Genomic DNA, 22,051 nt, shown 5'->3' with positions numbered 1-22,051 from the left:
CGGACGCGCCGGGTATCCAGGTGACCGGTCTACCAACCTCCGTATGGCCACCACCCTCGTTTGGTAGCGAGGCTGATGGCTCCACTTTCTCACCCTGGAGTTACATCTATGTTCAAACCCACACCGAACCCACCGGAAACCGATCCGGTATCGCCCTATAAATTTCCCGATTCTCGAACTCTCAACGAAGCGGCAGAACGCGCGCTCGATCACTACCTCACCCCGCAGCAACGGATCATGGGTAGCCACACCAGGCATGACCCGATGTACCTGGCCAACCCGGCCTACAACACTGAATCTCTCTTAGCCAACGCCAGTGAATCACTGGGCTCGGCCAGCGAAATGCTCAACAACTTCGCTGCCACACTGGAGCCAGCCCATCGCAAGACTGCGATCGGGATTGCGCAGTTGGTGATGTTGAGTGAGTTGGCGGTGAATCAGGCGTTGGATCATGTTGAGGTGAAGACCTGAAAGCCAACCCTCTGTCATGACTGAGTAGCAGAGGGCTTGAGAAAACGATGTCAGCCGAAGCTGCCGCAATAAATGGCAGCTATCGGCCAAGCAGACGTTCGCACTCGACCGTTAACGGCCATTAGCGCGCGATGATCGTGTTGTTTACCGTAATGCGGCCGAGGCGCAATTCACATGCGTCGCATCCTAGGGTTAAACCTCCAGGTAAGTCTTAACTCCGCTATCCAGCTCATCAAATCACAGCGCAGGCGATTGATTGTTCTGTTTCCAAGCCCGCGGAGTTACACCTTCGGTTCGCACGAATGTGCGACAGAAGTGAGACTGGTCAGAGAAGCCACACTCCAGTGCAATGTCCGCAATTAGCAATCTCGACGTCTGAAGTAACTGCTTGCCCCTCAGAATCCGCTGCTCTCGCATCCATTCTTTGGGTGAGACGAGAGTGCTTCTTTTAAACTGACGGGTGAAATGGCTGCGCGATAGCGCACAGGCCTGTGCGATAGCTGCTACTGAAATATCTGAGTCCAGGTTATCGAGCATTAACTGCTCCGCGCGTTGAATCTGCCAAGGTTTCAATTGCCCAGTCTGTTTAGTCAAATCATTAAGTGAGGACGCGCATGTTTCGTTTTTCATCCTGATTCCTTTTTCCCAGTAGCCGGTTGATAAGCTCAATCCAGCGGTCAGTCGATGGAAAAAATTTAACGGAATGCGTGTCGTAATAGGGGCGCATTTTTGCGCTGCTGGAGGCGCAAAAATGCGCATTTTCAATAGTGTTTCCGGTGCTAGCCTTTGCCTCCCGACAACTCGAATCGACATCATTCGACTCGTCATCTTCAAGGAGAAAGCAATGGCTGCTTCACAACCGCACGGCAAAAACACCGCTTACTGGGGAGTCTCATGGGAGGAGGGCTACGGCTATCCCCAGGCCAGAAAAGTTGGAAACGAGATCTATATCTCGGGTCAGTTCAACCACGATGAGGAGGGTAACCTGGTTGCTCCCGCGCCTTTGAATAGCGAGGGGAAGCCCAGCGATTTCTCGTCGATAGGAGAGCAGATGCGCGCCTCTTACGACAACATCGCCAAGTTGCTCGCGCTCTATGGAGCGACCCTTAATGATGTCGTCGAAGAAACGCTCTACGTATTGGATATGGACGCGGCCTTCGCCGTGGTAGGTGATGTGCGCAAAGCCGCATATCGCACTGAGCGGCCCCAGTGCGCGAGCAATATAATCGGTGTATCCAGGTTGGCTCAACGTTCACAGCTGATTGAAATTGTCTGCAAGGCTGTCATCGGATCTAGCGCCGACTAAGAGACGCTCCCGGTTTCGCCCTGCGCAACCGGGAGATCCAGCTGCCCTTCGATCAAAGGCTTTTGATGCGCTACGGCTGCTGCACAAAAAGTCATGAATGCTTTTACTCTCCATGACTTTCGAATGTCCTGATGCGTAAGCAGCCAGAGCTCATCCTGTAGTTCGCGCACAACAGGCCCGACGCGTCTTAACCCAGGCGTAATGTCTCCCAGCATGCACGGAAGAAACCCATAACCAAGGCCTGCCGCAATGGCGACGCTCGCCGCCGCGACTGAGTCGGTACGATAAGAAATACAGTCGGCGCTGACTCTGTTCTCGACGTAGCTCTTAGCCTTCAGTCCACATAATCCTGCGGAATAGGACACCCACGGTTGGCCTTCTGCGAACGGGATAGCAGCCGCTTGTTTTATGCTGCCATAAGGCGCCCATGCGATCGAAGCGAGCTTGCGCCCGACGAGACTTTCGGCAGGTTTTTTCGTCGCTCTCACCGCCACGTCAGATTCATCGCGAGCGAGACTTAACGTCTCGTTGCCAACCAGAACCTCGATGGCAATGCCTTCATTAAGCGCTTTGAAGTCGGCGATGATCGGCGTGAGGAAATACAGAAGCAGGGAGTCGCTGGTAGTGATCCGAAGCTTTCCCTGTGGCCCTTGACCTGCGCGAGAAATCCGACGTGTAACGCTGACGATATCAAGCTCGACGCGTTCGGCGAGCGCCCTTAACTCAATGCCCTCGGGCGTCAGCATGTACCCAGAACGGCGGTGGTCAAATAAAACGACCCCAAGTGTCTTTTCCACTTGAGCCACACGACGCGATACGGTGGATACATTGATTCCCAAGCTTTTTGCAGTCGTGGCTCTGTTGCCGCATTCGCTTAGCGTTTTGATGATTCGCAAATCGTCCCAAGAAAGCCGACTTACAGCCTCGCTTAAACTCTGGGTGACGCCGGTTGGTAAGGGCGGATGGATTGAAGCTTTTTTTGATGTTGGTTTCACGCCAAGCACCCCAAACTAAGGTTGCTCATCATACGAAATGGCTGGAGGCGAACCAAGGAGTCAAGTGCACAAGCGGACTCGGCTCGAGCAACCGGCCCGGATGTTCCGGTTAGATCGGGTGGCGTCAGTCGTTCGGGCGAGTATTAGGCCTTTACCATCTTCCCCTGACCAACTTCGTCGTGCAGCTTTAAGCACTTCATTCTAATCAGTCGAATGTCCGCTTTTGGCCGGTTGCTGCCTTTTGCGAGGGCTAGCTCTTAGCCGATTCTGTTGAAAAAGTCGCTTTGCCGAAACGGTCTCATCCTTGATCGGTGAAAACGCCTTTTTTGCACGCTCTTACGTGAAATCGTAATCCGGACGCCTCTGCCCAAAGCAAAGATTTCAATCTCATGCGCTTACTTTTCTGCCGAGGAAACCATGGCCGACCTTTTCAACAGAATAAGTCGATAGCAGTCGCTCGCACGTCTCTTCTTTTATCCTGAGGCTGTCGTAACGAACGGTTTAATCGCAGGTAGACAGCTGATGGAGCTAATCCCAGTCCATTTTGATGTTTTCTTGTTTGCGGAACTCATCCAGTACGCTCTGATAATGGAGCCTTTCAAAAATCAAGCTCGGTATCGCGTCGTACCAGTCAACACTAGGGGATTTCAGCGTGATCAAATCCCTTAACAAGCCAAATCGGCACCACTGGACTTGATGCTCATCAGCGGACTGCTCAGCGACGATAACGGTACAGGTCAGGTCCAAGTCATCAGAGCAGACAAGCAATGGAACCAAGGTCTTCCATCCCGGCGCAGTGGAATAAATCCGATCCCATATCAACCAGGTATCTTCATCGCTGTATAAACCTGAATGGGCCGCTACAAGGTGAAGCTCAGCATCTGGATTTTGCCTAGGCAGCCAAATCTCCAAAGGTACTCCGTCAACGGCAAAGCTTGGATAGAAGCCGATGCTGTACTTCGATTTATGGCTTGCAATTGATAGTAGGTTGCTCATTCCATTCCTTGATTCTCTGGAAATTCGTAGAGCCTACATTTTTCCAAATGTAGATGTCTGCTTCTAGCCGAAAGCTGTCACTCGCAAGTACCATCACTCCCACTCAAACCGCCCCACCGAAAACAACGAAAGATCCAGCTCACTCTCCCCCCGTAAACACCACTGCGCAAATGCCTCCCCCAGCGCCGCCGAGTGTTTGAACCCATGCCCGGAGCACGCCGATACCACCAACGTATGCTGCAACCGTGGATGCTCATCAATGATGAAATGCCGATCCGGCGTGACGGTGTAGGCGCAAACCGCTGACTTCACCACGCGATCCGTCAGCCCGGCAATCCGCCCCTGCACCTGTTGCTCGTACATCTCGCGTTCTTCCTCGGCCGAGACTGTGCGGTCCAGAGTCTCGGGCGTGGATGTGCTGTGATACTGCGCGGTAGCCACTTTCAAACTGCCCTCCCCCGGCAATGCGGGAAAGCCATAGAAATCGTCGTCCGGGCCGTGAGTGAAGATGAACGTGGGTGAGTTGCCGACCAGTCCTGCGTCGGGCTCGGTTTCGAACCAGAACAGTTTTTGCCGATAGACGCTGAGCAGTCTGTCGAACGGCGCGCCGAGCAAGCCGCCCGCCCAGTTGCCGGCGGTGACCACCAGTTTGTTCGCCCGCACGGTGCGCTGGTCGGTGGTGACGGTGACGCCTTGTTCGTCCGAGCTGATGTGGGTCACGGTCTCGCCCTTGTACAGCGTGGCGCCGTGTTGTTCGGCCAATCTCAGTTGTACGTCGATGCAGCGTTCGGGCCGTACAAAACCACCCTCGGGCTCGAAGTAGCCAATGGCGTCGTCTCGCACCTGGGCAAACTGCGGGAAGCGCTGGCGTATCTGGCCGGCGTCGAGGACTTCGTGTTCGATGCCGTAGGTCTGTGCCAGGGCGATGGTGCGCAGGGTGAAGTCGGTTTCGTCCGCGGGATCGAAGTCGGGGCTTGAGGTCAGCACCAGCAGGCCGGTCTGTTCGAACAGGGCCTCGCCCGACAGCGCTTCCAGTTCGCGCCAGATGCGGTGGGAGTTGCGCACGATGGGCACGTATTGCGCGCCCTCGCCCACGGACAGTCGGGTGATGCGGGTGTCGCCATGGCTGGAGCCGAATGTGTGCGGCGGATGGTGGCGGTCGATGCCGACCACGTTGACCCTGGCTTTCGCCAGTTGATACACCGTGGCCGTGCCCATGGCGCCGAGGCCGATGACCAGTGCTTCGCATCGTTCCATGATTGATTTCCGCTCAGGCAAAAGAGCCACAGTGAAGCGGATCAGACGATGGAAAACAATCCGCAGAAAGCCGCGCTCTGGCAAAAACGCGAAAAACCAAAAGCCGTGCGATCACCGGCCAGACTCGTTTGTCCCGCCTTGCATCGCGGCATACCCTCTGACGCCAATAAAAACCATAAGAGAGAGTCCCGCCTTGATCCGTTTCTGCAAAACCTCGCTGTGCCTCGCCGTTCTGTCTTCGTTTGTTGCCACTGCCAGCCATGCCGCCGAGGCGCCCTGGGTCGATAGCGCCGTGAGCGCGGTCAATCAGGAAGTTGTCGGTCTGCGCCACACGATTCATCAGCATCCAGAGTTGGGCAATCTTGAGTTCAAGACCGCCGCGCTGGTGGCCGAGCGGTTGAAGGCGTCGAACATTGAAGTACGCACCGGGGTCGGCAAGACGGGTGTTGTGGGTGTGCTGAAAGGTGGATTGCCGGGGCCGGTCGTGGCGTTGCGCGCCGACATGGACGCCTTGCCGGTCAAGGAGATGACGAACCTGCCGTTCGCCAGCCAGGCCACCAGCACGCGGCTGGGCAAGAGTGTGCCGGTGATGCACGCCTGCGGGCACGACACCCACACCGCCATGTTGCTGGGCGCCGCGAAAGTGCTGGCCGAGCATCGCGATCAGGTGCGCGGGACGGTGGTGTTTCTGTTTCAGCCGGCCGAGGAAGGTGCGGCCGATGTCGATGAATTCCAGACCGACACCCTGATCGGCGCACAGGCGATGATCCGCGATGGCGCGCTCGATTCGCCCAAGGTCGAAGCGGTGTTCGGGGTGCATGTGATGGCGGGTTATCCGACCGGGCATCTGTTCTACAAATCCGGGACCGTGCTCAACAGCAGTGACTCGTTCCGCATCACGGTCAAGGGCCAGCAGACTCACGGCTCGGCGCCCTGGAGCGGTGTCGATCCGATTGTCGCCAGTCAAGGCATCATCAGTGGATTGCAGACGCTGGTCAGTCGGCGTGTCGATCTCACGCAGGGCATGGGCGTGATCAGTGTCGGCACGATCAACGGCGGTTCGGCGGCCAACATCATTCCCGAGACCGTGGAAATGACCGGGACCATTCGCACCAACAACGCCGACATCCGCGACACGATCCTGAAAAAGATGCCGCCGCTGGTGAACAGCATCGCAAGCGCCTACGAAACCCAGGCCAATCTGCTGCTGGTGAACAATGCGCCCGTGACCACCAACGATCCGGCCCTGACCGAAGCCATGATCCCGGCCCTCGAACTGGCAGCACCGGGCAAGGTCGAGCGCCTGCCCGCCTCCCTGTCACCGAGCGAGGACTTCTCCTACTACGCGCGCAGGGTGCCGGGGTTGTTCGTGTTCCTCGGCGCCACGCCGGAAGGCCAGGACATGAGCAAGGCGCCGAACAACCACAGCCCCTACTTCACCGCCGATGACGCAACACTGGCCACCGGGGTGAAGGCGCATGTGCAGTTTGTGCTGAATTATCCGGGCGGGGTCAGCGGGGCTGATTGGCTTATGTGAAAAGGGGGCGGATGTATTTTCGTAAATACATCCGCCCCCTTTGCTAGTGGTTGCTCACCACGTTGTTCTGTATCGAAAGGACACTTGGTAGTCGAATACCGCTGGTTCGATTTTGTGGGTAAACAATGGCTGTAATTTTGCTATCCAGTCATTCCGTACATCAAACCCGCCGTCATAAATATCATTTTCCTCCAGCAGACCCAACGACTCGATGATTGAACCGTCATCACCGAGATCGACCGAGTACTCCTTTCCCTCAGCGAGCTCTGTTTTTTTGTCATACCAATTCAATCTGACTTTCAGTCCCATTCCAGCCTCATAAATACTTTTTAATGCTGCGGTTTTTCTTGGGAGGGGCAATCTGCTCACCTGTTAAATGATCAAAAGCCCCTAGATGGCTGCCATCACTTGCACGATAGGCTTCGAGTTCTCCGTGCTGTGAGTCCCATTCATAGATGTTTCTGCCTTTAGCATCCGTCCAGCGTTCTCGAAGACCGCCACCGCCCTGCTTTGGTGTTTTCTTCTTCGCTTCCTTCAAACCCGGGAATCCGACAATTTCTTCCGTTTCAGGTGCCGAATGGTAATCGTGGTCGGGGCTGGGAAGCTTCCTGCTGGAAACATTCAAGACAATGTACAGCGGCCGAACCCCGGAACTCGCCGGAAACACCAATATGAAATCCCAATACTCCGGCGGATAAACCGGATTAACCAGAATCCCCTCCGCCGCTTTCGTCGGCGGATACACCCAGATATGCGGCGCTTGCGGAGCAGCCTCCAGTGCCGGAATACCGAGGATGTCGGAACCGTCCACAGCCGGCGTCCAGATCAGCTCAACACCTTCACCAAGGTCTGCAATAAACCGGTTACCGCGTGCAGCGAACCGCACGACATCAACCATCTCCCAGTCGCGATTCTTGCCGGTATAGAAGCCGTAACCCTTTAGACTGCCATCGGCCTGCTGTTCAACGCGCAGGCGCACGCGGATTCGGGCCTGTTTGAGGGCGAGCAACTGATCTTCGGTATAGAGCGCGCTGTCGCCCAGGTTTGACGGCATGAACATCGCCACCAGACCGAGCAACGGGCTGATGGCAGCAGAGGCCATCGCGGGCAATGCCTTGAACGCCTCACCGGTAAGGGCAAAAGCGCCCAGCCCCGCTGAAATTGCCGTGCCGCTGATTTTCTTGAGTTCAACTCCACCGCTGTCATCGGCCTCACGCCCACCGAGCAAAACCAGCTCGCCGTAATCCTTCAGGCTGTCAGTCGGCACCATTCCCGAAGGATTCGAGTAATCGATAATCGCGTCCGGCAGCTTGCACGACTTGGCAAACACGCAGCCGGCGCGCGCTGGCTCTGGCTTGTTCGCCGCCATCTCACGGCTACGTTCGAAGGCGTCTTGCCGCGCCAGCATGGCGTCGTACTTGTTTTGTCGGTCGTTCTGATCAGCCAGTTTGGTGGCCGTCATGTAGCGGTAAGTGACGTGATGCCCGTCGCCCGCCGGTGGGTTGGGAACCCGGGGAATGTCCTTTTGACCAGCCACTGATTGTCCTTTCGTTCATGCATCGGCAGCCCCTCGCAAGGGGCCGCATGACGTTAACGAACCAGGAAAATCGTGGCTGTAGGACGCGTCTTTAAAGACGTGGGGATTGTTCGACGTGAACGGATTGCATCTCGGCAACGACCGCCTCAATCACACACAGCGCGGTTGGCGACAAGCTTCTGCCCTGCAAACTCACCACGCCGATTTCGGAGTGAAACCCCGGCCTGTCGACAACATGAAGCTCGATCAAACGCCCCGCCCGAATATCTTCAGCCACAGCACCATGAATGACGCCGAGGATGGTGTCGGTTGAGCCAGCGACGGTCTTGAGCAACGCCACTTCATCACACTCCAGCACAATGGGCAGCGCCTGGCGGGTGGGGATGCCGAGGGTTCGGGCGGTCTCGAGTTTCACCACTTCCGGCAGGCGCGTCGTGGCGATGCCATAGCCTTCCAGGTCTCCCATCGCCACTTTACGCCCGGCCAGTGGGTGCTCCGGTCGTACGAAGAAACCTGCCGAGACCTGGCCCAGCGAACGGATCAGCAGGTCGGAGTCCGCCGTGAAGTTGCGAATGTCGGCAACGAAGAATTCGATCGCTTCAGCACGCAACCGCGCTTCGAGAATCTGCCAGTTGTTCACTTCCACCCGCAGCGTAACCGCCGGGTGATCCTGACGCAGTCGCGGCACCACTTGATGCATCAACATCGCAGCCGGGAAAGGCCCGACGCCAAAGGCGAGGCTGCCCAGTTGGCGATCGCTGTAGAGCGCCATGTCCCGCTCCAGCGAGCGGGCATCGAACAGCAGCCGCCGCGCCCGCTCGATCAGAAACTCTCCCGCCGGTGTCGGGCGAACGTCGCCGCTATCGCGATCGAACAGCCGTTGCCCGGTTTCGCTCTCAAGCGCCTGAATGCTGCGGCTCAGGGCTGGCTGGCTGAGATGAACGCGTTCGGCCGCGCGGCCGAAATGGCGTTCATCGGCCAGTGCGAGAAGGTGTGAGAGTCGTTTGAGGTCCATTCGCGCGATGCTAGCGACGCATTATCCGGATGTAAACAATGCATTGGATACATCGCCGCCCTGCCCCTAGGCTGGAGCGCATTCGACCCTCGGAGAACAACAAGAATGAAACCGACCTTCTACACGATCATCGCCTTGGCGCTGCTGTCCCTCGCCGGCTGCGATAACAAACCCGGCGTCGCAGCCGGCGACGCCACGCCCGCCACGGCAGCGGTGATCCAGGCGTCGATCAAGGGCCTGGACCTCAGCGACAACCGGGACATGGAAGATGCCCAGCGCGGCTTTATCGCCCGCCCGACCGGCAAGATCCTCGGCGCTGACGGCAATGCCCTGATCGATTTCGATGCGTACCGTTTCGTCGAAGGCCCGGCACCAGCTACCGTCAATCCGAGCCTGTGGCGGCACGCGATGCTCAATGCGCAGATAGGTCTGTTCAAGGTCCGCGATGGGATTTACCAGTTGCGCGGCTTCGACATCGCCAACATGACGCTGATCGACGGGCAAACCGGCTGGATCGTGGTCGACCCGCTGACCTCCCGGGAATCCGCCGCCGCAGCGCTGGCCTTCGCCCGCGAGCATCTGGGCAACAAGCCCGTCAGCGCGATCATTTTCACCCACGACCATGCCGACCATTTCGGCGGTGTGCTGGGCATCACCTCAAGCAGTGAAGTGGCCCAGCGCAACATTCCCATCGTCGCGCCCGCCGGGTTCATGGAGGAAGCCACCAGCGAAAACATCCTGGCGGGCCCGGCGATGGCGCGGCGTTCGATGTATCAGTTCGGCAAGAACCTGACCCCGGGCGTGACCGGCATCGTCGACACGGGGCTGGGCAAGAACGTCGCCTACGGCAGCATGGGCATCCTGCCGCCGACGCAGATCATCGACCAGCCGATCCAGCCGCTGGTGCTCGACGGCGTCAGCTTCGTGTTCCACAACATGCCCGGCGCGGAAGCCCCGGCCGAGCTGACTTTTTCGATCCCCGCGCTCAAGGCGTATGGCGGTGCGGAGCTGCTGGCGCAGACCATGCACAACCTCTTGCCGATCCGTGGCGCCAAGGTGCGCGATGCGCTGCGCTGGTCCGAATACACGCAAATCGCCCTCGACGAACTGGGCGACACCGAGGTCTATTTCGGTCAGCACAACTGGCCGATCTGGGGCAACGAACGGATCCGCGAATTCATCACCAAGCACCGCGATGTCTACAAGTACCTGCACGACCAGACCGTGCGCCTGATGAACGCCGGCTACACCCCCAACGAGATCGCCGACAAGATCCAGCTGCCGGATTCGCTGGCGTCGTACTTCGGCACCCGTGGCTATTACGGCGACCTGCGCCACAACGTCAAGGCGATCTACCAGCTGTACCTGGGCGCCTACGATGGCAACCCCGCGCACTTGAATCCGCTGGTGCCCAAGGAGTCGGCAAAGCGCTACGTCGAATTGATGGGAGGCAACGCCAAAGTGGTCGAAGCCGCGCGCGTGGCCTATGACAAGGGCGAATATCGCTGGGTCGCCGAACTGCTGGACCAGGCTGTGCTCGCCAAACCGGACGACACCGCCGCCAAGGAACTGATGGCCCGCGCGTATGAACAGATGGGCTATCAGGCGGAATCGGCGACCTGGCGCAACAGCTACCTGACCGCTGCCATGGAACTGCGCAACGGCCCGCCGACCAAGGGCGTCAAACGCTCCGACCTGATCGAACTGATGAAGCAGACGCCCACCGAACGCTTCCTCGAAGCCATGGCCGCAAGCCTCGACGGCCCGGCGGCAGATGGCAAGCACTGGACGTTCAATCTGGTGCTGACCGATACGAATGAATCGTTCGTGCTGTGGATCGAGAACGCCGTGCTGCACTATCGAAAAGGCCCGACCGCGGCGAACGCCAACGCAACCCTGACCGTCACCAAGGACCTGTTCGTCCAGTTGCTGGGCGGCACCGCCGGGCTGAAAGAAACGCTCACCTCCGATGATCTGAAGGTGGATGGCAGCAAGGTCGATCTCGTGAGATTTCTGGGGTTGCTGGAAAAGGCACCGGGGAATTTTGCGATTGTCGCCCGGACAGGAAACTGACCCATCAAGGCCATCGATAGAAGAAGTACCAGGTCGATGGCCTCTGGACGGTTAGCCAAGCAAAATCCAATGAAAACCGGAGGCTCGGGCAAAGCTTTCCATTGAGTTGTTCAGCATCCTGCGCAGCCCGATCGCCGCGAAGCCATCCCGCGTATGGACGTAGAACTTTCACCCGAGCGAAACCCTGAATCCATCGTTTTCATCATTGATGATGACGCCCCCCTGCGCGAGGCCCTTGGCAGCCTGCTTCGCTCCATCGGCCTGCAGGTCGAGCTGTTCGGATCGGTCGCCGACTTCATGAAATACGAGCGACCTGACCTGCCCAGTTGCCTGGTGCTCGATGTTCGATTGCAAGGCACCAGCGGGCTGGTCTTTCAGCAGGCGCTCGCCGACGCCAAAATCCACCTGCCGATCATATTCATGACCGGGTACGGCGACATCGCCATGACGGTGCGCGCCATGAAAGCCGGTGCCGTCGACTTCCTGGAAAAACCGTTTCGCGAGCAGGCAATGATCGATGCCGTGGTCGCCGCGCATACGCGGGACAGGTCACACCGCGAGTGCGAACGCCGCCATCATGAATTGCGCACCCGCTATGGGGCACTAACGGTCAGAGAGCAGTCGGTAATGGGATTGGCCGTTTCGGGCTTGATGAACAAACAGATCGCCAGTGCCATCGGCTTGAGCGAGATCACCGTGAAAATTCACCGGAGCCAGGCCATGCGCAAGATGCGCGCGCAATCGTTCGCCGATCTGGTTCGAATGGCCGAAAGCCTGGGTATCAACCATTAGATGCAGCGCCCTTATTCAGCGCACATTGATAGTTGTTTATATACGTTGGTATGACTTCTCCATACACGGGCAGGATAAAACCAAACTTATGCAACATGGTTGATCCCTACGCCCAACAGTAAAATCCCTCCATCAGATGCAACGGCCGGCAAAGTCATTGACTTCGCGGTTTCCGTGCGCGTCGACATTTACCCACTCATTCACGAACCCAGGGATGGCTGATCAACATGTATGACTTTTTTGAAGACTCGTACCGCGTGCTGAAGTTGTCCCACGTATTGCTGATCGGGGGTCTGGGCATGTTGATGGCGGGAGTCTTCCTGGCGTATGTGTTTGACGCTCACCTGGCCTTGCCCACGCTGGTCGGTGCCCACGGGATGACGATCCTCGGGCCGACCGCGATCAAGTTGGGCTACGTCATGCGCCTGATTGCGCATAACCGAATTCGCCTGTCCGCGCAGGAACATGGAGTTCCTCATTAAAAGTATTCGATTGATTTAGAACCTGTCTGGTTGCAACCCGGAAGTTCAATAACGAAATCCCACTACGACTCAGGATGATCACGATGAAAACTATTGGATTGGTATTGCCCGTTGCCATTGTTTCAGCCACCTGGATAGTTGCCACTCATGCATTCGGCGCAAGTTGCCTGCCCGACATGCCGGTGGCCAACAGACAGGAAACCAGCACTCCGGATTCAGAGCCTTCATCGGTGCAACAGTACCGGGCCAGAAAGGCGCCGACCCAGATTGCCGAAGGGGGTTCGGATCGGCTGATGGAACGTCGAGTTGCCGAAGGCGGCTCCGACCGCCTGATCGAACGCCGCGTCGCCGAGGGCGGCTCCGACCGCCTGATCGAACGCCGCGTCGCCGAAGGCGGCTCCGACCGGCTGATCGAACGCCGTGTTGCCGAAGGCGGCTCCGATCGCCTGATCGAACGCCGTGTTGCCGAGGGCGGCTCCGACCGCCTGATCGAACGCCGCGTCGCCGAGGGCGGCTCCGACCGCCTGATCGAACGCCGGGTAGCCAGCAATCAGTACGATGCCGCGATGGACATGCGAATGCATTTTTCGATGGATTGATTGGCCGACTGCGTCGTCACTCCGGCAACCCCGCCAACCGCAAACCTTCGGCGAACCGGGCCACGTCTTCAGGCCGTTGAATGGGCAGCCACGCACTCAGGCTGGACACCCGCAAGGTCGGGTCCAGCTGGCGCACACGTTCCATGGTTTGCCCGGCTTTGTCGGTTCGCCCACTGAGCGCGTGGCTTGCGGCGATCAAGGCCGCCGCTGCCAGCAGACTGGGCAGGTTTCCCTGCGCTTTCTCGGCCCAGGAAGCCGAGAGCTCGAAGCGACCGGCGAAGAAGTGCGCCAGTGCCATCCCGACCTGCATGCGGAACATCTCCGGATCCAGCGGGCTCAGGCGCACGGCGTGCTCGAGGTTGGCAATGGCGGCCTCGGTTTCGCCCCGCAAGGCACGCAGGATGCCACCCAGATACCAGGCCGGCGCCAGGTTGGGGTTGAGCAGTCGAGCCCGATCGAGCAAGGCGATGCCACAATCGACATCCCCGGTCAGATGGGCGAGAGCATGACCGCAACGGGTCAGCGCCACGGCGTCATCGCGCCCCAGCTCCACACCCATTCGCGCCAGCCGCGCACCTTCGGCGATTTCCCGAGACCGATCGGTCATCCAGCCGTTGAGCTTGCGCCAAAAGTGGCACCACGCGGCCATGCCGTAGGCCGAGGCAAATTCCGGATCCAGCTCAATCGCCCGGTAGAACAGCGCCAATGACTGCTCGATCGCCGCTCGGGTGCCGATGTGCAGCTTGGCAGTCCCTCGCAGGTAGTAATCGTAGGCATCGAGGCTGTCGGTGGGCTTGCGCTTGGCCCGCTCGATTTCCGCGCGTTCGAGCTGTGGCGCAATGGCGCCCACAACGCTTTCGGCCACTTGATCCTGGAGCTCGAAAATATCGTCGAGCAGACCTTCGAAGCGTTCGGCCCACAGGTGCGTTCCGCTGCAGGTGTCAATCAGCTGGCCGGTGATGCGGATCTTGTTGCCGCACTTGCGCACGCTGCCTTCCAGCACATAACGCACACCCAGTTCCTGACCGACGCCTCGTGCATCCACCGCCCTGCCCTTATAGGTGAAGCTGGAGTTGCGAGCGATGACGAACAACCAGCGCAGGCGTGACAACGCGGTGATGATGTCTTCGACGATGCCGTCGGCGAAGTAGTCCTGTTCGGGATCGCCGCTGAGGTTCTGGAATGGAAGGACGGTGATCGAAGGTTTTTCCGGCAGGACAAGTGTCGCGGCCACCTCGGGTTTCGCAGGTGCTTCTGGTGCGTCGACAGGACTGTCGCACGGGATGATTTCACCGACAAAGCGATAGCCCTTGCGCGGCACCGTGCGCACCAGGCGCTGCTGTTCACCACTGTCGCCGATAGCCTTGCGCACGGCGTTGATGTGGCTGGTGATGGTCGATTCGGAAACGATCCGGCCACTCCACACGGCACTCAACAGTTCGTCCTTGCTCACCACCCGCTCGCGGTTGCCAACCAGTACCAGCAACAAGTCGAAGACCTGCGGCCCGACAGTCACTACCTCCCCGCGCAAGGTCAGTTCCCGGCGCTGCTGGTCGAGCACGTAGTCTTCAAACACGAATTGCACGGTGGCTGTTCTCTGGTCTGGGCCCCCGACTCCGTATCCGAGCGGGCGATTGTCGTGCGCTCAATGATACGGCAGACCTTGAACCGCCGCACCGGTGTGCACATTGGTCTACGCATCTGCCGACGGATTGGCCTGTCTGGACAAAAAACCAAGGCAAATCCAAGGTCACCACAAGGATTTGCCCGGGCGCCACAAGCATGCTCAACGCACATCGACAGCAATGGTTGCCGTCGTCAAGTGGAGAGTTGCCATGAAGATCGTCGTTATCGGAGGCACCGGCCTCATCGGATCGAAACTTGTGAACAATCTGCGCGAACGCGGCCACGATGCCCTCGCCGCCTCCCCCAACACCGGCATCAACAGCATCACCCGCGAAGGCCTGGCCGAAGCGATGGACGGTGCCCAGGTTGTGGTCGATGTGTCCAACGCGCCGTCGTGGGAAGACCAGGCCGTGCTCGATTTCTTCGAAACCTCCACCCGTAATCTGCTCGCTGCCGAAGACGCCGCCGGGGTTCGCCATCACGTGGCGCTGTCGATCGTCGGCAGTGAGCGCCTGCCCGCCAACGGTTACTTCCGCGCCAAGGTCGCGCAGGAGAATCTGATCAAGGCGTCCGGCATTCCGTACAGCCTGTTACGGGCCACGCAGTTCTTCGAATTTGTCGGCGGCATCGCTCAGGCCGCCACCGTCGGCGAGGAAGTGCGCCTGTCGCCGGCGTTGATCCAGCCCATGGCTTCTGACGATGTCGCGGCAGCGCTCACCGACGTGGCACTGGCCGCGCCGATCAACGGCACGCAGGAGATTGCCGGCCCCGAAGCCATGCCGCTCGACGAGTTGGTCCGGCGCTTTTTCCGCGCCACCCACGACACCCGCAAAGTGATCCCGGACGTTCACGCCCGCTACTTCGGCGATGTGCTCGACGACCAGTCGCTCACCCCCGGCAGCAGCAACCCGCGACTGGGCCCGACGCGCTTCGAAGACTGGCTGGCGAAATCGATCCAGCGCTGAAACACCCCACCCATTTGAAGGAGTATCGCCATGTTCAGCCGAATCCTGCTGGCCGCCACGTTTGCGGCCGTTTCGATTTCCTCCGCCTCGGCCGCCGAGCCGCAGGCAGGCAAGGTCACCGTGGTGTTCGACCGCGCCCTGCCGAACGTTCCGGGTAAATCCATGAAGGGCGTGCTGGTGGAATACGCACCCGGTGGTTCTTCGCCGGCACACTTTCATCCGAAGTCCGCGTTCATTTACGCCACGGTGCTTGAGGGTGCGGTGCGCAGCAAGGTCGGCGACGGGCCGGAGAAGGTCTACAAGGCCGGGGAAAACTTCGTCGAACAACCGGGTGATTTCCACGCGGTGAGTGCCAATGCCAGCACCACCGAACCGTCCCGTCTGCTGGCGGTGTTCGTGCTCGACAGCAGCGAGACCGACCTGGTCAAACCGGTCAAGCCGTAGCCGATCCATTTGCCGATGCACCTCCGGCAGTCCGGCCGCCGGAGGTGTCGGCCTTGCGCAGGACCCCGATCATGAACGCGCCCCAGCCCACCACCGCCAGCATGGCGCAATCCGAATCGACGCCCGCGCCGCCGCGCCAAGGCAAGCGCAAGGCCGCAGGACTGCTCATGTGCGCCGCCGCCCTGACGATTGTGGCGGGCGGTTATGTCGTGCTGTACGGCGGAAAAAGCATCTCGACCGACAACGCCTATGTGCGTGGCGATGTCACATCTTTGGCGGCCAAGGTTGCCGGTTACGTCACCAGCATCGAGGTGCGGGACAACCAGTCGGTGCAGAGCGGCGACGTGCTGTTTCGCATCGACGATCAGGACTATCGCGCCCGCCTCGCCCAGGCCGAAGCCAACCTCAAATCGGCACAGGCACGCCTCCGCGATGTCGATGCCCAGACGCAACTGCAACATGCGCAGATTCGCCAGGCAGAGGCCGAGCGCCGCTCCGCTGCCGCGCAGATGAACCTCGCCGGCAAGACTCACGAACGCAACCGCAAACTCATCGCCAGCAACGCCGTAAGCATGGCGCTGGTCGATGAGACGGCGGCGGCCCAGACGCGCGCCTCTGCGGCAGTGGACGCTGCTTCGGCGTCGGTCGAGGCACAGCGCCAACGCCTCGCCGTGCTCCTGGCCCAGCGTAGCGCCGCCCTCGCGGCGATGGCTCAAGCCGACGCATCACGCGATCTGGCCCGGATCGACCTGGACAGCACCGTGGTGCGTGCACCCGTGACCGGGGTAATTGGCAACCGCCAAGTGCGGGTCGGCCGTTACGTCACGCCGGGGGTTGCGTTGCTCGACATCGTTCCGGTGCAGGACGTGTGGGTCGTGGCCAACTTCAAGGAAACTCAGCTGGAGCATATCCAGCCAGGTCAGCCGGTGCGGATCACCGTCGACGGCTACCCCGACGATGCACTGGAGGGCGTGGTCGACAGCTTTGCCCCCGGCAGTGGCTCGGCCTTCAGCCTGTTGCCGACCGACAACGCCACAGGCAATTTCGTCCGTGTGGTGCAGCGGGTGCCAGTGAAAATCCGTCTGGCCAGCAACCCCATGCCGGGGCGCATCGTGCCGGGGCTGTCGGCGCGGGTCGATGTGGAGCGTGGAGACGGATCATGAACCGGCCTGCCCGGCCCGGCGTGTTGCTGATGATCGGCATTTTGCTCGCCAGCCTCACCGAAGCGATTGCGGGCACCGCACTGGTGCTGGGCCGCAACGACATCATCGGTGACACCGCTGCCACCCCCGATGAGTTTGCCTGGCTGGACATCGGCTACACCGGGTTCAAATTGATCGGTTTCATTACGGCGTCGTGGCTGCTGGCACGCTTCGCCCCGCGCAACGTGATCGTCGCTGCAACCGTTGTCATGGGGCTGGCCTGCGCCATCGCTGCCTGCAGCACGCGGCTCGACCTGTTGACAGCACTGCGCATCCTTCAGGGTTTTGCCGGCGGCACGTTGCTGGTGGCGGGTCAGGTGCTGATCTTTCGCAGCTACCGGCGCCATCTGCAACCGGCACTGCAAGCGCTGTTCGCCATCGGCGCGGTCGTCGCTTCCGCCACGTTGACGCCCGCCCTGCAAGGTTGGCTGGTCGACAGTCAATCCTGGACCTGGATTTTTTTCAGCGTCGTGCCGCTGGCCTTGGTGTCCAGCGGACTGTTACTTATCACGGTCACCCCGACACCCGCGCGAGTCAGCCCGCGTGTCTTCGATGGCCTGGGGGTATTGCTGAGCACCACCGCCCTGCTCTGCTTTACCTACGTGCTCAGCCAGGGCGAGCGCTGGGACTGGTTCGAGGCGCCGCGCATCGTCTGGCTGACGCTGGTCGGCAGCGCGTCCCTGCTGGGGTTTCTGGGCCAGCAACTGTTAATGAACGGCAAAGGCGTACTCGACTTCAGCGTGTTCAGGTCGAGCGATTTCTCGTTCGCGTTCATCGTCAGCTTCGTCGCAGGTGCAGCACTGTTCGGCAGTGCCTACCTGATTCCGGCATTCGCCGTGTCGGTGCTCGGTTTCACCCTGACCGAGGCCGGCCTGCTGCTGTTGCCCAGCGGCGCATTGTTTGTCGGTGCGCTGCTGATCGCGGCGTGGCTGATGCAGGCGCGCGGGGTGGCGCCGTTTGCCACGGTGCCATTCGGCATTCTGATGATCATGATTGCGATGTGGCTGCTTTCAGGCTCGGCCCGCGACAGCGGCAGCGCCGACATGATGGGCGCCATCCTGTTGCGAGGGCTCGGGCTGGGCTTTCTGTTTCTGTCGATCACCCTGATCGCGTTTACTCACCTCAACAGCCGCAACCTGGCGGCCGGCATCGGTCTGTTCAATACCGGCCGGCAGTTGGGCGGCCTGATTGGCGTGGCCGGGCTGCAAACGTTGATCGAGCACGGGCATGCGGCCAACGCCGTGATATTGGGCAGCGGCGTCACGCCGGGCAGCCCGGCACTCATCGAACGGCTGACAAGCACTGGCGCCTGGCTGGCCGGGAAAGGCATGGAGCCTGCTGCGGCGGCCCGTGCGGCGACGAATCTGCTGGGACGGACAGTGTCGGAGCAGTCGCTGGTGATTGCCTTTGACAGTGCGTTCATGGCGGTGACGTTGCTGTTTGCGGTGGCGGCACCGCTATTGGTGGCAATAAAAATAGGCTTTGCGAAACACGCCGGATCAAAACATTGATCTTTCCCCCCACACCCAGTAAAAAACCGTCTTCCCTTTTCGCACTTGCAAGGAGCAGCGGATGCTTGAGCTCACCACGCAACGCCTGGACCTGCGCACGATGGTCGAAGCCGACTGGCCGCTGTTCCTCAGGCTGCATTCCGAGCCGCAAACCATGCAGTACGTGTTCGGTGAAATCGCCGAGGACCAGGTTCGCAAAGGCTTCGAGCATCGGCTTCCGGCCTGGGGGCCGCAGTCGGATCACTGGTTGTGTCTGGTGGTGACCGAGAGGGCCAGCGGGCAGGAACTGGGCGTGACCGGGTTTCGCATCCTGTCGCCGGGGCATGCCGAGGTGGGTTGTCTGCTGTTGCCCGAACATCAGGGCAAAGGCTTCGGCACCGAGTCGCGGAAGGCGATCATCGACTACGCCGCCGCCATCGGCCTGGACTCGCTGGAGTCGACCGTGACCGACGGTAATATCGCGTCCTGCAAGGTTCTGGAGAAATGCGGTTTTGTATTCGAGCGCCGCGTGCCGCAGGCCTATCAGATTGGGGATCGCTGGTTTGACGACCTGATCTACCGCTATCAAATCAGCTGACCCCGTTTTATCAGCGACCGCCAAGGAGGCCCTCGTCGTGAATCCTTATCAATGCCTGCCACCCCGCGCGTTCTGGCGCACCGCCGTGGCGGACAAGCCCGCGCTGAACATCGATCAACTGTGGACGCCGCAATTCGAGATTGGCAACAAGGACGCCATCGTCACCGCCGGCTCGTGTTTCGCTCAGCACATCGGCCGGGCGCTGGTGGAACGCGGCATGAACTGGCTGGATGCAGAGCCGGCCCCGGCCGGACTGGCCGAAACCGACTGGAAGGCCCACAACTACGGGGTTTTCTCGTTTCGCACCGGCAATCTGTACACCCCGGCGATGCTCTGCCAATGGCTCGAATGGGCGCTGGGCGTGAGCCTGCCGCCCGACGAAACCTGGGCCCATGACGGGCGTTTCTTCGACCCGTTCCGCCCCGCCGTGGAGCCCGACGGTTTTGCCAGCGAGGACGCGCTGTTCGCATCGCGCCAAGCCACCCTCGACGCGATCCGCACAGCCCTGCGCCGGGCCAAAGTGTTCGTGTTTACCCTCGGCCTGACCGAAGCCTGGCAAAACCGTCAGACCGGTCTGGTGTACCCCGTGTGCCCCGGCACCGTGCGGGGGACCTTCGATCCGCAGCTGCATCGCTTCTGCAACTTCGGCTTCATGGACACCTACGGCGAGATGGTCAGGGCACTGGAGTTGATGCGTTCGATCAACCCGCAACTGCGCGTGCTGCTCACCGTGTCACCGGTGCCCCTGACAGCGACCGCCACGGGTGAGCATGTGCTGAGCGCCACCACCTATTCCAAATCGGTCCTGCGCGCCGTCGCCGGGCAGCTATGTGAAGACCTGTGCGACGTCGACTATTTCCCCTCCTACGAAATCATCACCGGCACACCGTTCAAGGGCGCGTTCTACCAGCCCAACCAGCGTGAGGTCACACCCGAAGGCGTGGCATTCGTCATGCAGCAGTTTTTCGCCGGACTCGATGCCGTTCAACCGGTGCCGACGCCGGTCATCGTGCCCTCCACCTGCATGCCCAGCGAGGAGCTTGTCTGTGAAGACGCCGTGCTCGATTACTACGCCTAGGTTTCTGCTGCTGGGCGATTCCCATGCTGGGGTCATCGGCAAGGCGGCACAGGCCCGTGAGTTGCCTTTCAGCGGCGGCCCGCTGGGCACCGGCCGGGATTTCGCGGTGGACTTTTTCAGCTTGACCCGCCATGACGTGGTGTTTCGCGAGGCCGAGATGGAGCGCCTGTATCGCCAGGCCCTTGAACCGTTCGAAGTGCCGCAACTGGCGAAGGTCGGGGTGCCGCTGGTCAGCACCATCGGCCTGAGCCTGCACTACCTCGCCACCGCGCCGAACTGGACGTGCTACCAGACGCCGGACTGCGAATTCGATGAAGGTTTTCTCGCCGGGCCGTTGTTCGAATCCATCGTCGATACCCTGTCCCGGCCTGCGCTGGCGTTCTATGAGCAGGCCCGGGCGATGAACCTCAAAGTGTTCGCCGTGCTGCCACCGCAGCGGGTGCCGGAGTTGTCCGACTCGCGGGTGTTCATGGCCGCGCAGGCGCTACTGATCGAGCGTCTGCAAGGGCTCGGCATCGAGCTGATCGACGTGCGCGCCGCAGCGAATGATGAACAGGGTTTTCAGCTTCCGGCGTACTGCGAAGTGGATGACCCGCTGCACGGGAATCTGGCGTTTGGCGAGCTGATCGTCGAGCAACTGCTCAATCGAGGAATTTAGGCCCGGACCTGTGGGAGCGAGCTTGCTCGCTCCCACAGGGGGTCATCACGCCTTGGGCTGCGTCCCCAGAATCGTCACCCGCTCGCCATACCGCGAATGCGGGAAATAATCCCAGACCGCATGGTGCTGGGTGCAGCGGTTATCCCAGAACACCAAGCTGTTCGGCGTCCAACGCACACGACAACTCAAAACCGGCTCTCGGGCCACCAGATCGAAAAGCATGTTCAACAGCATCTGACTTTCGCCGCCGGATAACTGGACGATGTGCGACGTGAACCCGGAATTGACGAACAGCGTTTTGCGCCCGGTTTCCGGGTGGCGAACCACCACCGGGTGTTCGTTTTTCGGCAGGTTGGCCGGCGCTTCATAACCCTTCCAAGGAATTGCGCCGTCGTGGATCGCGGTCAATTCGCCGAGAAACTGCTGCATCGTCGGCGACAGCATTTCCAGCGCCAGGTGCATGTTGGCGAACAGCGTATCGCCGCCCGTGCCGATGGCCGGGGTTTCCTTGACGTACAGCATCGAGCCCATGGACGGCGCCAGGTCGGCGGTGCCGTCGGTGTGCCAGGTTTCACCGGCCACGTAGCGCGATTGAGCATTGGCGCGGATCACCACCAGCTCCGGGTCATCGCCGTCGATGTCTTCCACCGGCAGCGCCCGCAGCTCACCGAACAGCCGACCAAACGCCTTGTGCTCGTCCACCGTCAGGTGCTGGTCGCGAAACACCACCACGTGGTTCTCCAGAAAGGCCCGGCGGATTTCCGCGAGTTGCTCGTTGCTCAGCGGTTGCGAAAGATCGACGCCGCCAATCTCGGCGCCGATGATCGGCGTGATCCGCTCGACCGTGATGTGCCGATAAGGCGCACGCTGTTCTGCGGCGATGCGCTCGATTGCCTTGAGTGCCAACTGATCCATGTTCCCTCACCTTTT

Annotated in this window: 23 protein-coding genes; 14 read left to right on the top strand and 9 right to left on the bottom strand. The window is 60.2% G+C overall.

Annotated elements, in window-relative coordinates:
• The first annotated feature begins 108 nt into the window (after window positions 1-108).
• Window positions 109-471: a DUF6124 family protein gene (locus I5961_RS11775; RefSeq protein WP_085700369.1), complete on the top strand. Its 363-nt coding sequence runs from the start codon at window positions 109-111 to the stop codon at window positions 469-471.
• 237 nt (window positions 472-708) lie between these two features.
• Here I5961_RS11775 and I5961_RS11770 read toward each other — a convergent pair whose 3' ends face one another.
• Window positions 709-1,230: an AraC family transcriptional regulator gene (locus I5961_RS11770; RefSeq protein ID WP_319633934.1), complete on the bottom strand. Its 522-nt coding sequence runs from the start codon at window positions 1,228-1,230 to the stop codon at window positions 709-711.
• A gap of 85 nt (window positions 1,231-1,315) precedes the next feature.
• On the opposite strand from I5961_RS11770, the gene I5961_RS11765 reads away from it, so the two are divergent.
• Window positions 1,316-1,777 (top strand): Rid family hydrolase, encoded by a 462-nt coding sequence (locus I5961_RS11765; RefSeq protein ID WP_074690968.1) that lies wholly within the window; start codon window positions 1,316-1,318, stop codon window positions 1,775-1,777.
• Here the strand turns inward: I5961_RS11765 and I5961_RS11760 are convergent.
• The 3 genes from I5961_RS11760 to solA all read right to left on the bottom strand — a co-directional run bounded on the left by I5961_RS11760 (window position 1,774) and on the right by solA (window position 5,025).
• Window positions 1,774-2,745 carry a LysR family transcriptional regulator gene (locus tag I5961_RS11760; protein ID WP_227235581.1) on the bottom strand — a complete coding sequence of 324 codons (972 nt, stop codon included), beginning with the start codon at window positions 2,743-2,745 and terminating at the stop codon, window positions 1,774-1,776. The two genes, I5961_RS11765 and I5961_RS11760, sit on opposite strands and share 4 nt — an antisense overlap.
• 555 nt (window positions 2,746-3,300) lie before the next feature.
• Window positions 3,301-3,768: a hypothetical protein gene (locus I5961_RS11755; protein ID WP_227235315.1), complete on the bottom strand. Its 468-nt coding sequence runs from the start codon at window positions 3,766-3,768 to the stop codon at window positions 3,301-3,303.
• A 93-nt stretch (window positions 3,769-3,861) separates the two neighbouring features.
• Window positions 3,862-5,025 carry an N-methyl-L-tryptophan oxidase gene (solA, locus tag I5961_RS11750; protein ID WP_227235314.1) on the bottom strand — a complete coding sequence of 388 codons (1,164 nt, stop codon included), beginning with the start codon at window positions 5,023-5,025 and terminating at the stop codon, window positions 3,862-3,864.
• A 193-nt stretch (window positions 5,026-5,218) separates the two neighbouring features.
• Here solA and I5961_RS11745 point away from each other — a divergent pair, with 193 nt between their 5' ends.
• A complete protein-coding gene (locus tag I5961_RS11745; protein ID WP_227235313.1) occupies window positions 5,219-6,562 on the top strand; it encodes an amidohydrolase in 1,344 nt (447 codons plus the stop codon).
• Between the two features lie 54 nt (window positions 6,563-6,616).
• Here I5961_RS11745 and I5961_RS11740 read toward each other — a convergent pair whose 3' ends face one another.
• From I5961_RS11740 to I5961_RS11730, 3 genes are all read right to left on the bottom strand, one after another.
• Window positions 6,617-6,871, bottom strand: coding sequence for a colicin E3-like toxin immunity protein (locus I5961_RS11740; RefSeq protein WP_227235312.1), 255 nt, complete (start codon window positions 6,869-6,871; stop codon window positions 6,617-6,619).
• A 7-nt stretch (window positions 6,872-6,878) separates the two neighbouring features.
• Window positions 6,879-8,099 carry a colicin E3/pyocin S6 family cytotoxin gene (locus tag I5961_RS11735; RefSeq protein WP_227235311.1) on the bottom strand — a complete coding sequence of 407 codons (1,221 nt, stop codon included), beginning with the start codon at window positions 8,097-8,099 and terminating at the stop codon, window positions 6,879-6,881.
• Window positions 8,100-8,190: 91 nt separating this feature from the next.
• Window positions 8,191-9,114, bottom strand: coding sequence for a LysR family transcriptional regulator (locus I5961_RS11730; RefSeq protein WP_227235310.1), 924 nt, complete (start codon window positions 9,112-9,114; stop codon window positions 8,191-8,193).
• A 105-nt stretch (window positions 9,115-9,219) separates the two neighbouring features.
• Between I5961_RS11730 and I5961_RS11725 the strand changes: the two genes are divergently transcribed.
• The 4 genes from I5961_RS11725 to I5961_RS11710 all read left to right on the top strand — a co-directional run bounded on the left by I5961_RS11725 (window position 9,220) and on the right by I5961_RS11710 (window position 13,060).
• Entirely contained in the window at window positions 9,220-11,187 is a 1,968-nt protein-coding gene (locus I5961_RS11725) for an alkyl/aryl-sulfatase (RefSeq protein WP_227235309.1), read from the top strand.
• A 153-nt stretch (window positions 11,188-11,340) separates the two neighbouring features.
• Entirely contained in the window at window positions 11,341-11,979 is a 639-nt protein-coding gene (locus I5961_RS11720; protein ID WP_085700374.1) for a response regulator transcription factor, read from the top strand.
• A gap of 227 nt (window positions 11,980-12,206) precedes the next feature.
• Window positions 12,207-12,461, top strand: a complete 255-nt coding sequence (locus I5961_RS11715; RefSeq protein WP_227235308.1) for a transmembrane sensor/regulator PpyR — start codon at window positions 12,207-12,209, stop codon at window positions 12,459-12,461.
• 83 nt (window positions 12,462-12,544) lie between these two features.
• Window positions 12,545-13,060 carry a phage infection protein gene (locus I5961_RS11710; protein WP_256574764.1) on the top strand — a complete coding sequence of 172 codons (516 nt, stop codon included), beginning with the start codon at window positions 12,545-12,547 and terminating at the stop codon, window positions 13,058-13,060.
• 16 nt (window positions 13,061-13,076) lie between these two features.
• Here I5961_RS11710 and I5961_RS11705 read toward each other — a convergent pair whose 3' ends face one another.
• Entirely contained in the window at window positions 13,077-14,645 is a 1,569-nt protein-coding gene (locus tag I5961_RS11705) for a winged helix-turn-helix domain-containing tetratricopeptide repeat protein (RefSeq protein ID WP_227235306.1), read from the bottom strand.
• A gap of 250 nt (window positions 14,646-14,895) precedes the next feature.
• Between I5961_RS11705 and I5961_RS11700 the strand changes: the two genes are divergently transcribed.
• The 7 genes from I5961_RS11700 (at window position 14,896) to I5961_RS11670 (ending at window position 21,121) form a co-directional block, all read left to right on the top strand.
• Complete coding sequence (locus tag I5961_RS11700) at window positions 14,896-15,651, top strand: SDR family oxidoreductase (RefSeq protein ID WP_085700378.1); 756 nt, start codon at window positions 14,896-14,898, stop codon at window positions 15,649-15,651.
• 30 nt (window positions 15,652-15,681) lie between these two features.
• Window positions 15,682-16,095, top strand: coding sequence for a cupin domain-containing protein (locus I5961_RS11695; RefSeq protein WP_227235305.1), 414 nt, complete (start codon window positions 15,682-15,684; stop codon window positions 16,093-16,095).
• A 71-nt stretch (window positions 16,096-16,166) separates the two neighbouring features.
• Complete coding sequence (locus I5961_RS11690; RefSeq protein WP_227235304.1) at window positions 16,167-17,258, top strand: HlyD family secretion protein; 1,092 nt, start codon at window positions 16,167-16,169, stop codon at window positions 17,256-17,258.
• Window positions 17,255-18,808 (top strand): MFS transporter, encoded by a 1,554-nt coding sequence (locus tag I5961_RS11685; RefSeq protein WP_227235303.1) that lies wholly within the window; start codon window positions 17,255-17,257, stop codon window positions 18,806-18,808. The genes I5961_RS11690 and I5961_RS11685 overlap by 4 nt, the downstream gene beginning before the upstream one ends.
• 61 nt (window positions 18,809-18,869) lie before the next feature.
• Window positions 18,870-19,385, top strand: coding sequence for a GNAT family N-acetyltransferase (locus I5961_RS11680; protein WP_085700382.1), 516 nt, complete (start codon window positions 18,870-18,872; stop codon window positions 19,383-19,385).
• A 37-nt stretch (window positions 19,386-19,422) separates the two neighbouring features.
• On the top strand, window positions 19,423-20,463 hold the full coding sequence (locus I5961_RS11675) for a GSCFA domain-containing protein (protein WP_227235302.1): 1,041 nt from the start codon (window positions 19,423-19,425) through the stop codon (window positions 20,461-20,463).
• Window positions 20,432-21,121 carry a hypothetical protein gene (locus I5961_RS11670; RefSeq protein ID WP_227235301.1) on the top strand — a complete coding sequence of 230 codons (690 nt, stop codon included), beginning with the start codon at window positions 20,432-20,434 and terminating at the stop codon, window positions 21,119-21,121. The genes I5961_RS11675 and I5961_RS11670 overlap by 32 nt, the downstream gene beginning before the upstream one ends.
• A gap of 45 nt (window positions 21,122-21,166) precedes the next feature.
• Here the strand turns inward: I5961_RS11670 and I5961_RS11665 are convergent, their stop codons facing one another.
• Window positions 21,167-22,036 (bottom strand): TauD/TfdA dioxygenase family protein, encoded by an 870-nt coding sequence (locus I5961_RS11665; RefSeq protein ID WP_227235300.1) that lies wholly within the window; start codon window positions 22,034-22,036, stop codon window positions 21,167-21,169.
• Between the last annotated feature and the right edge of the window lie 15 nt (window positions 22,037-22,051).

Source organism: Pseudomonas sp. IAC-BECa141, from assembly GCF_020544405.1.
GTDB lineage: Bacteria > Pseudomonadota > Gammaproteobacteria > Pseudomonadales > Pseudomonadaceae > Aquipseudomonas.
The sequence above is the reverse complement of the archived record's forward strand: the minus strand, read 5'-3'. Positions and strand labels throughout refer to the sequence as shown.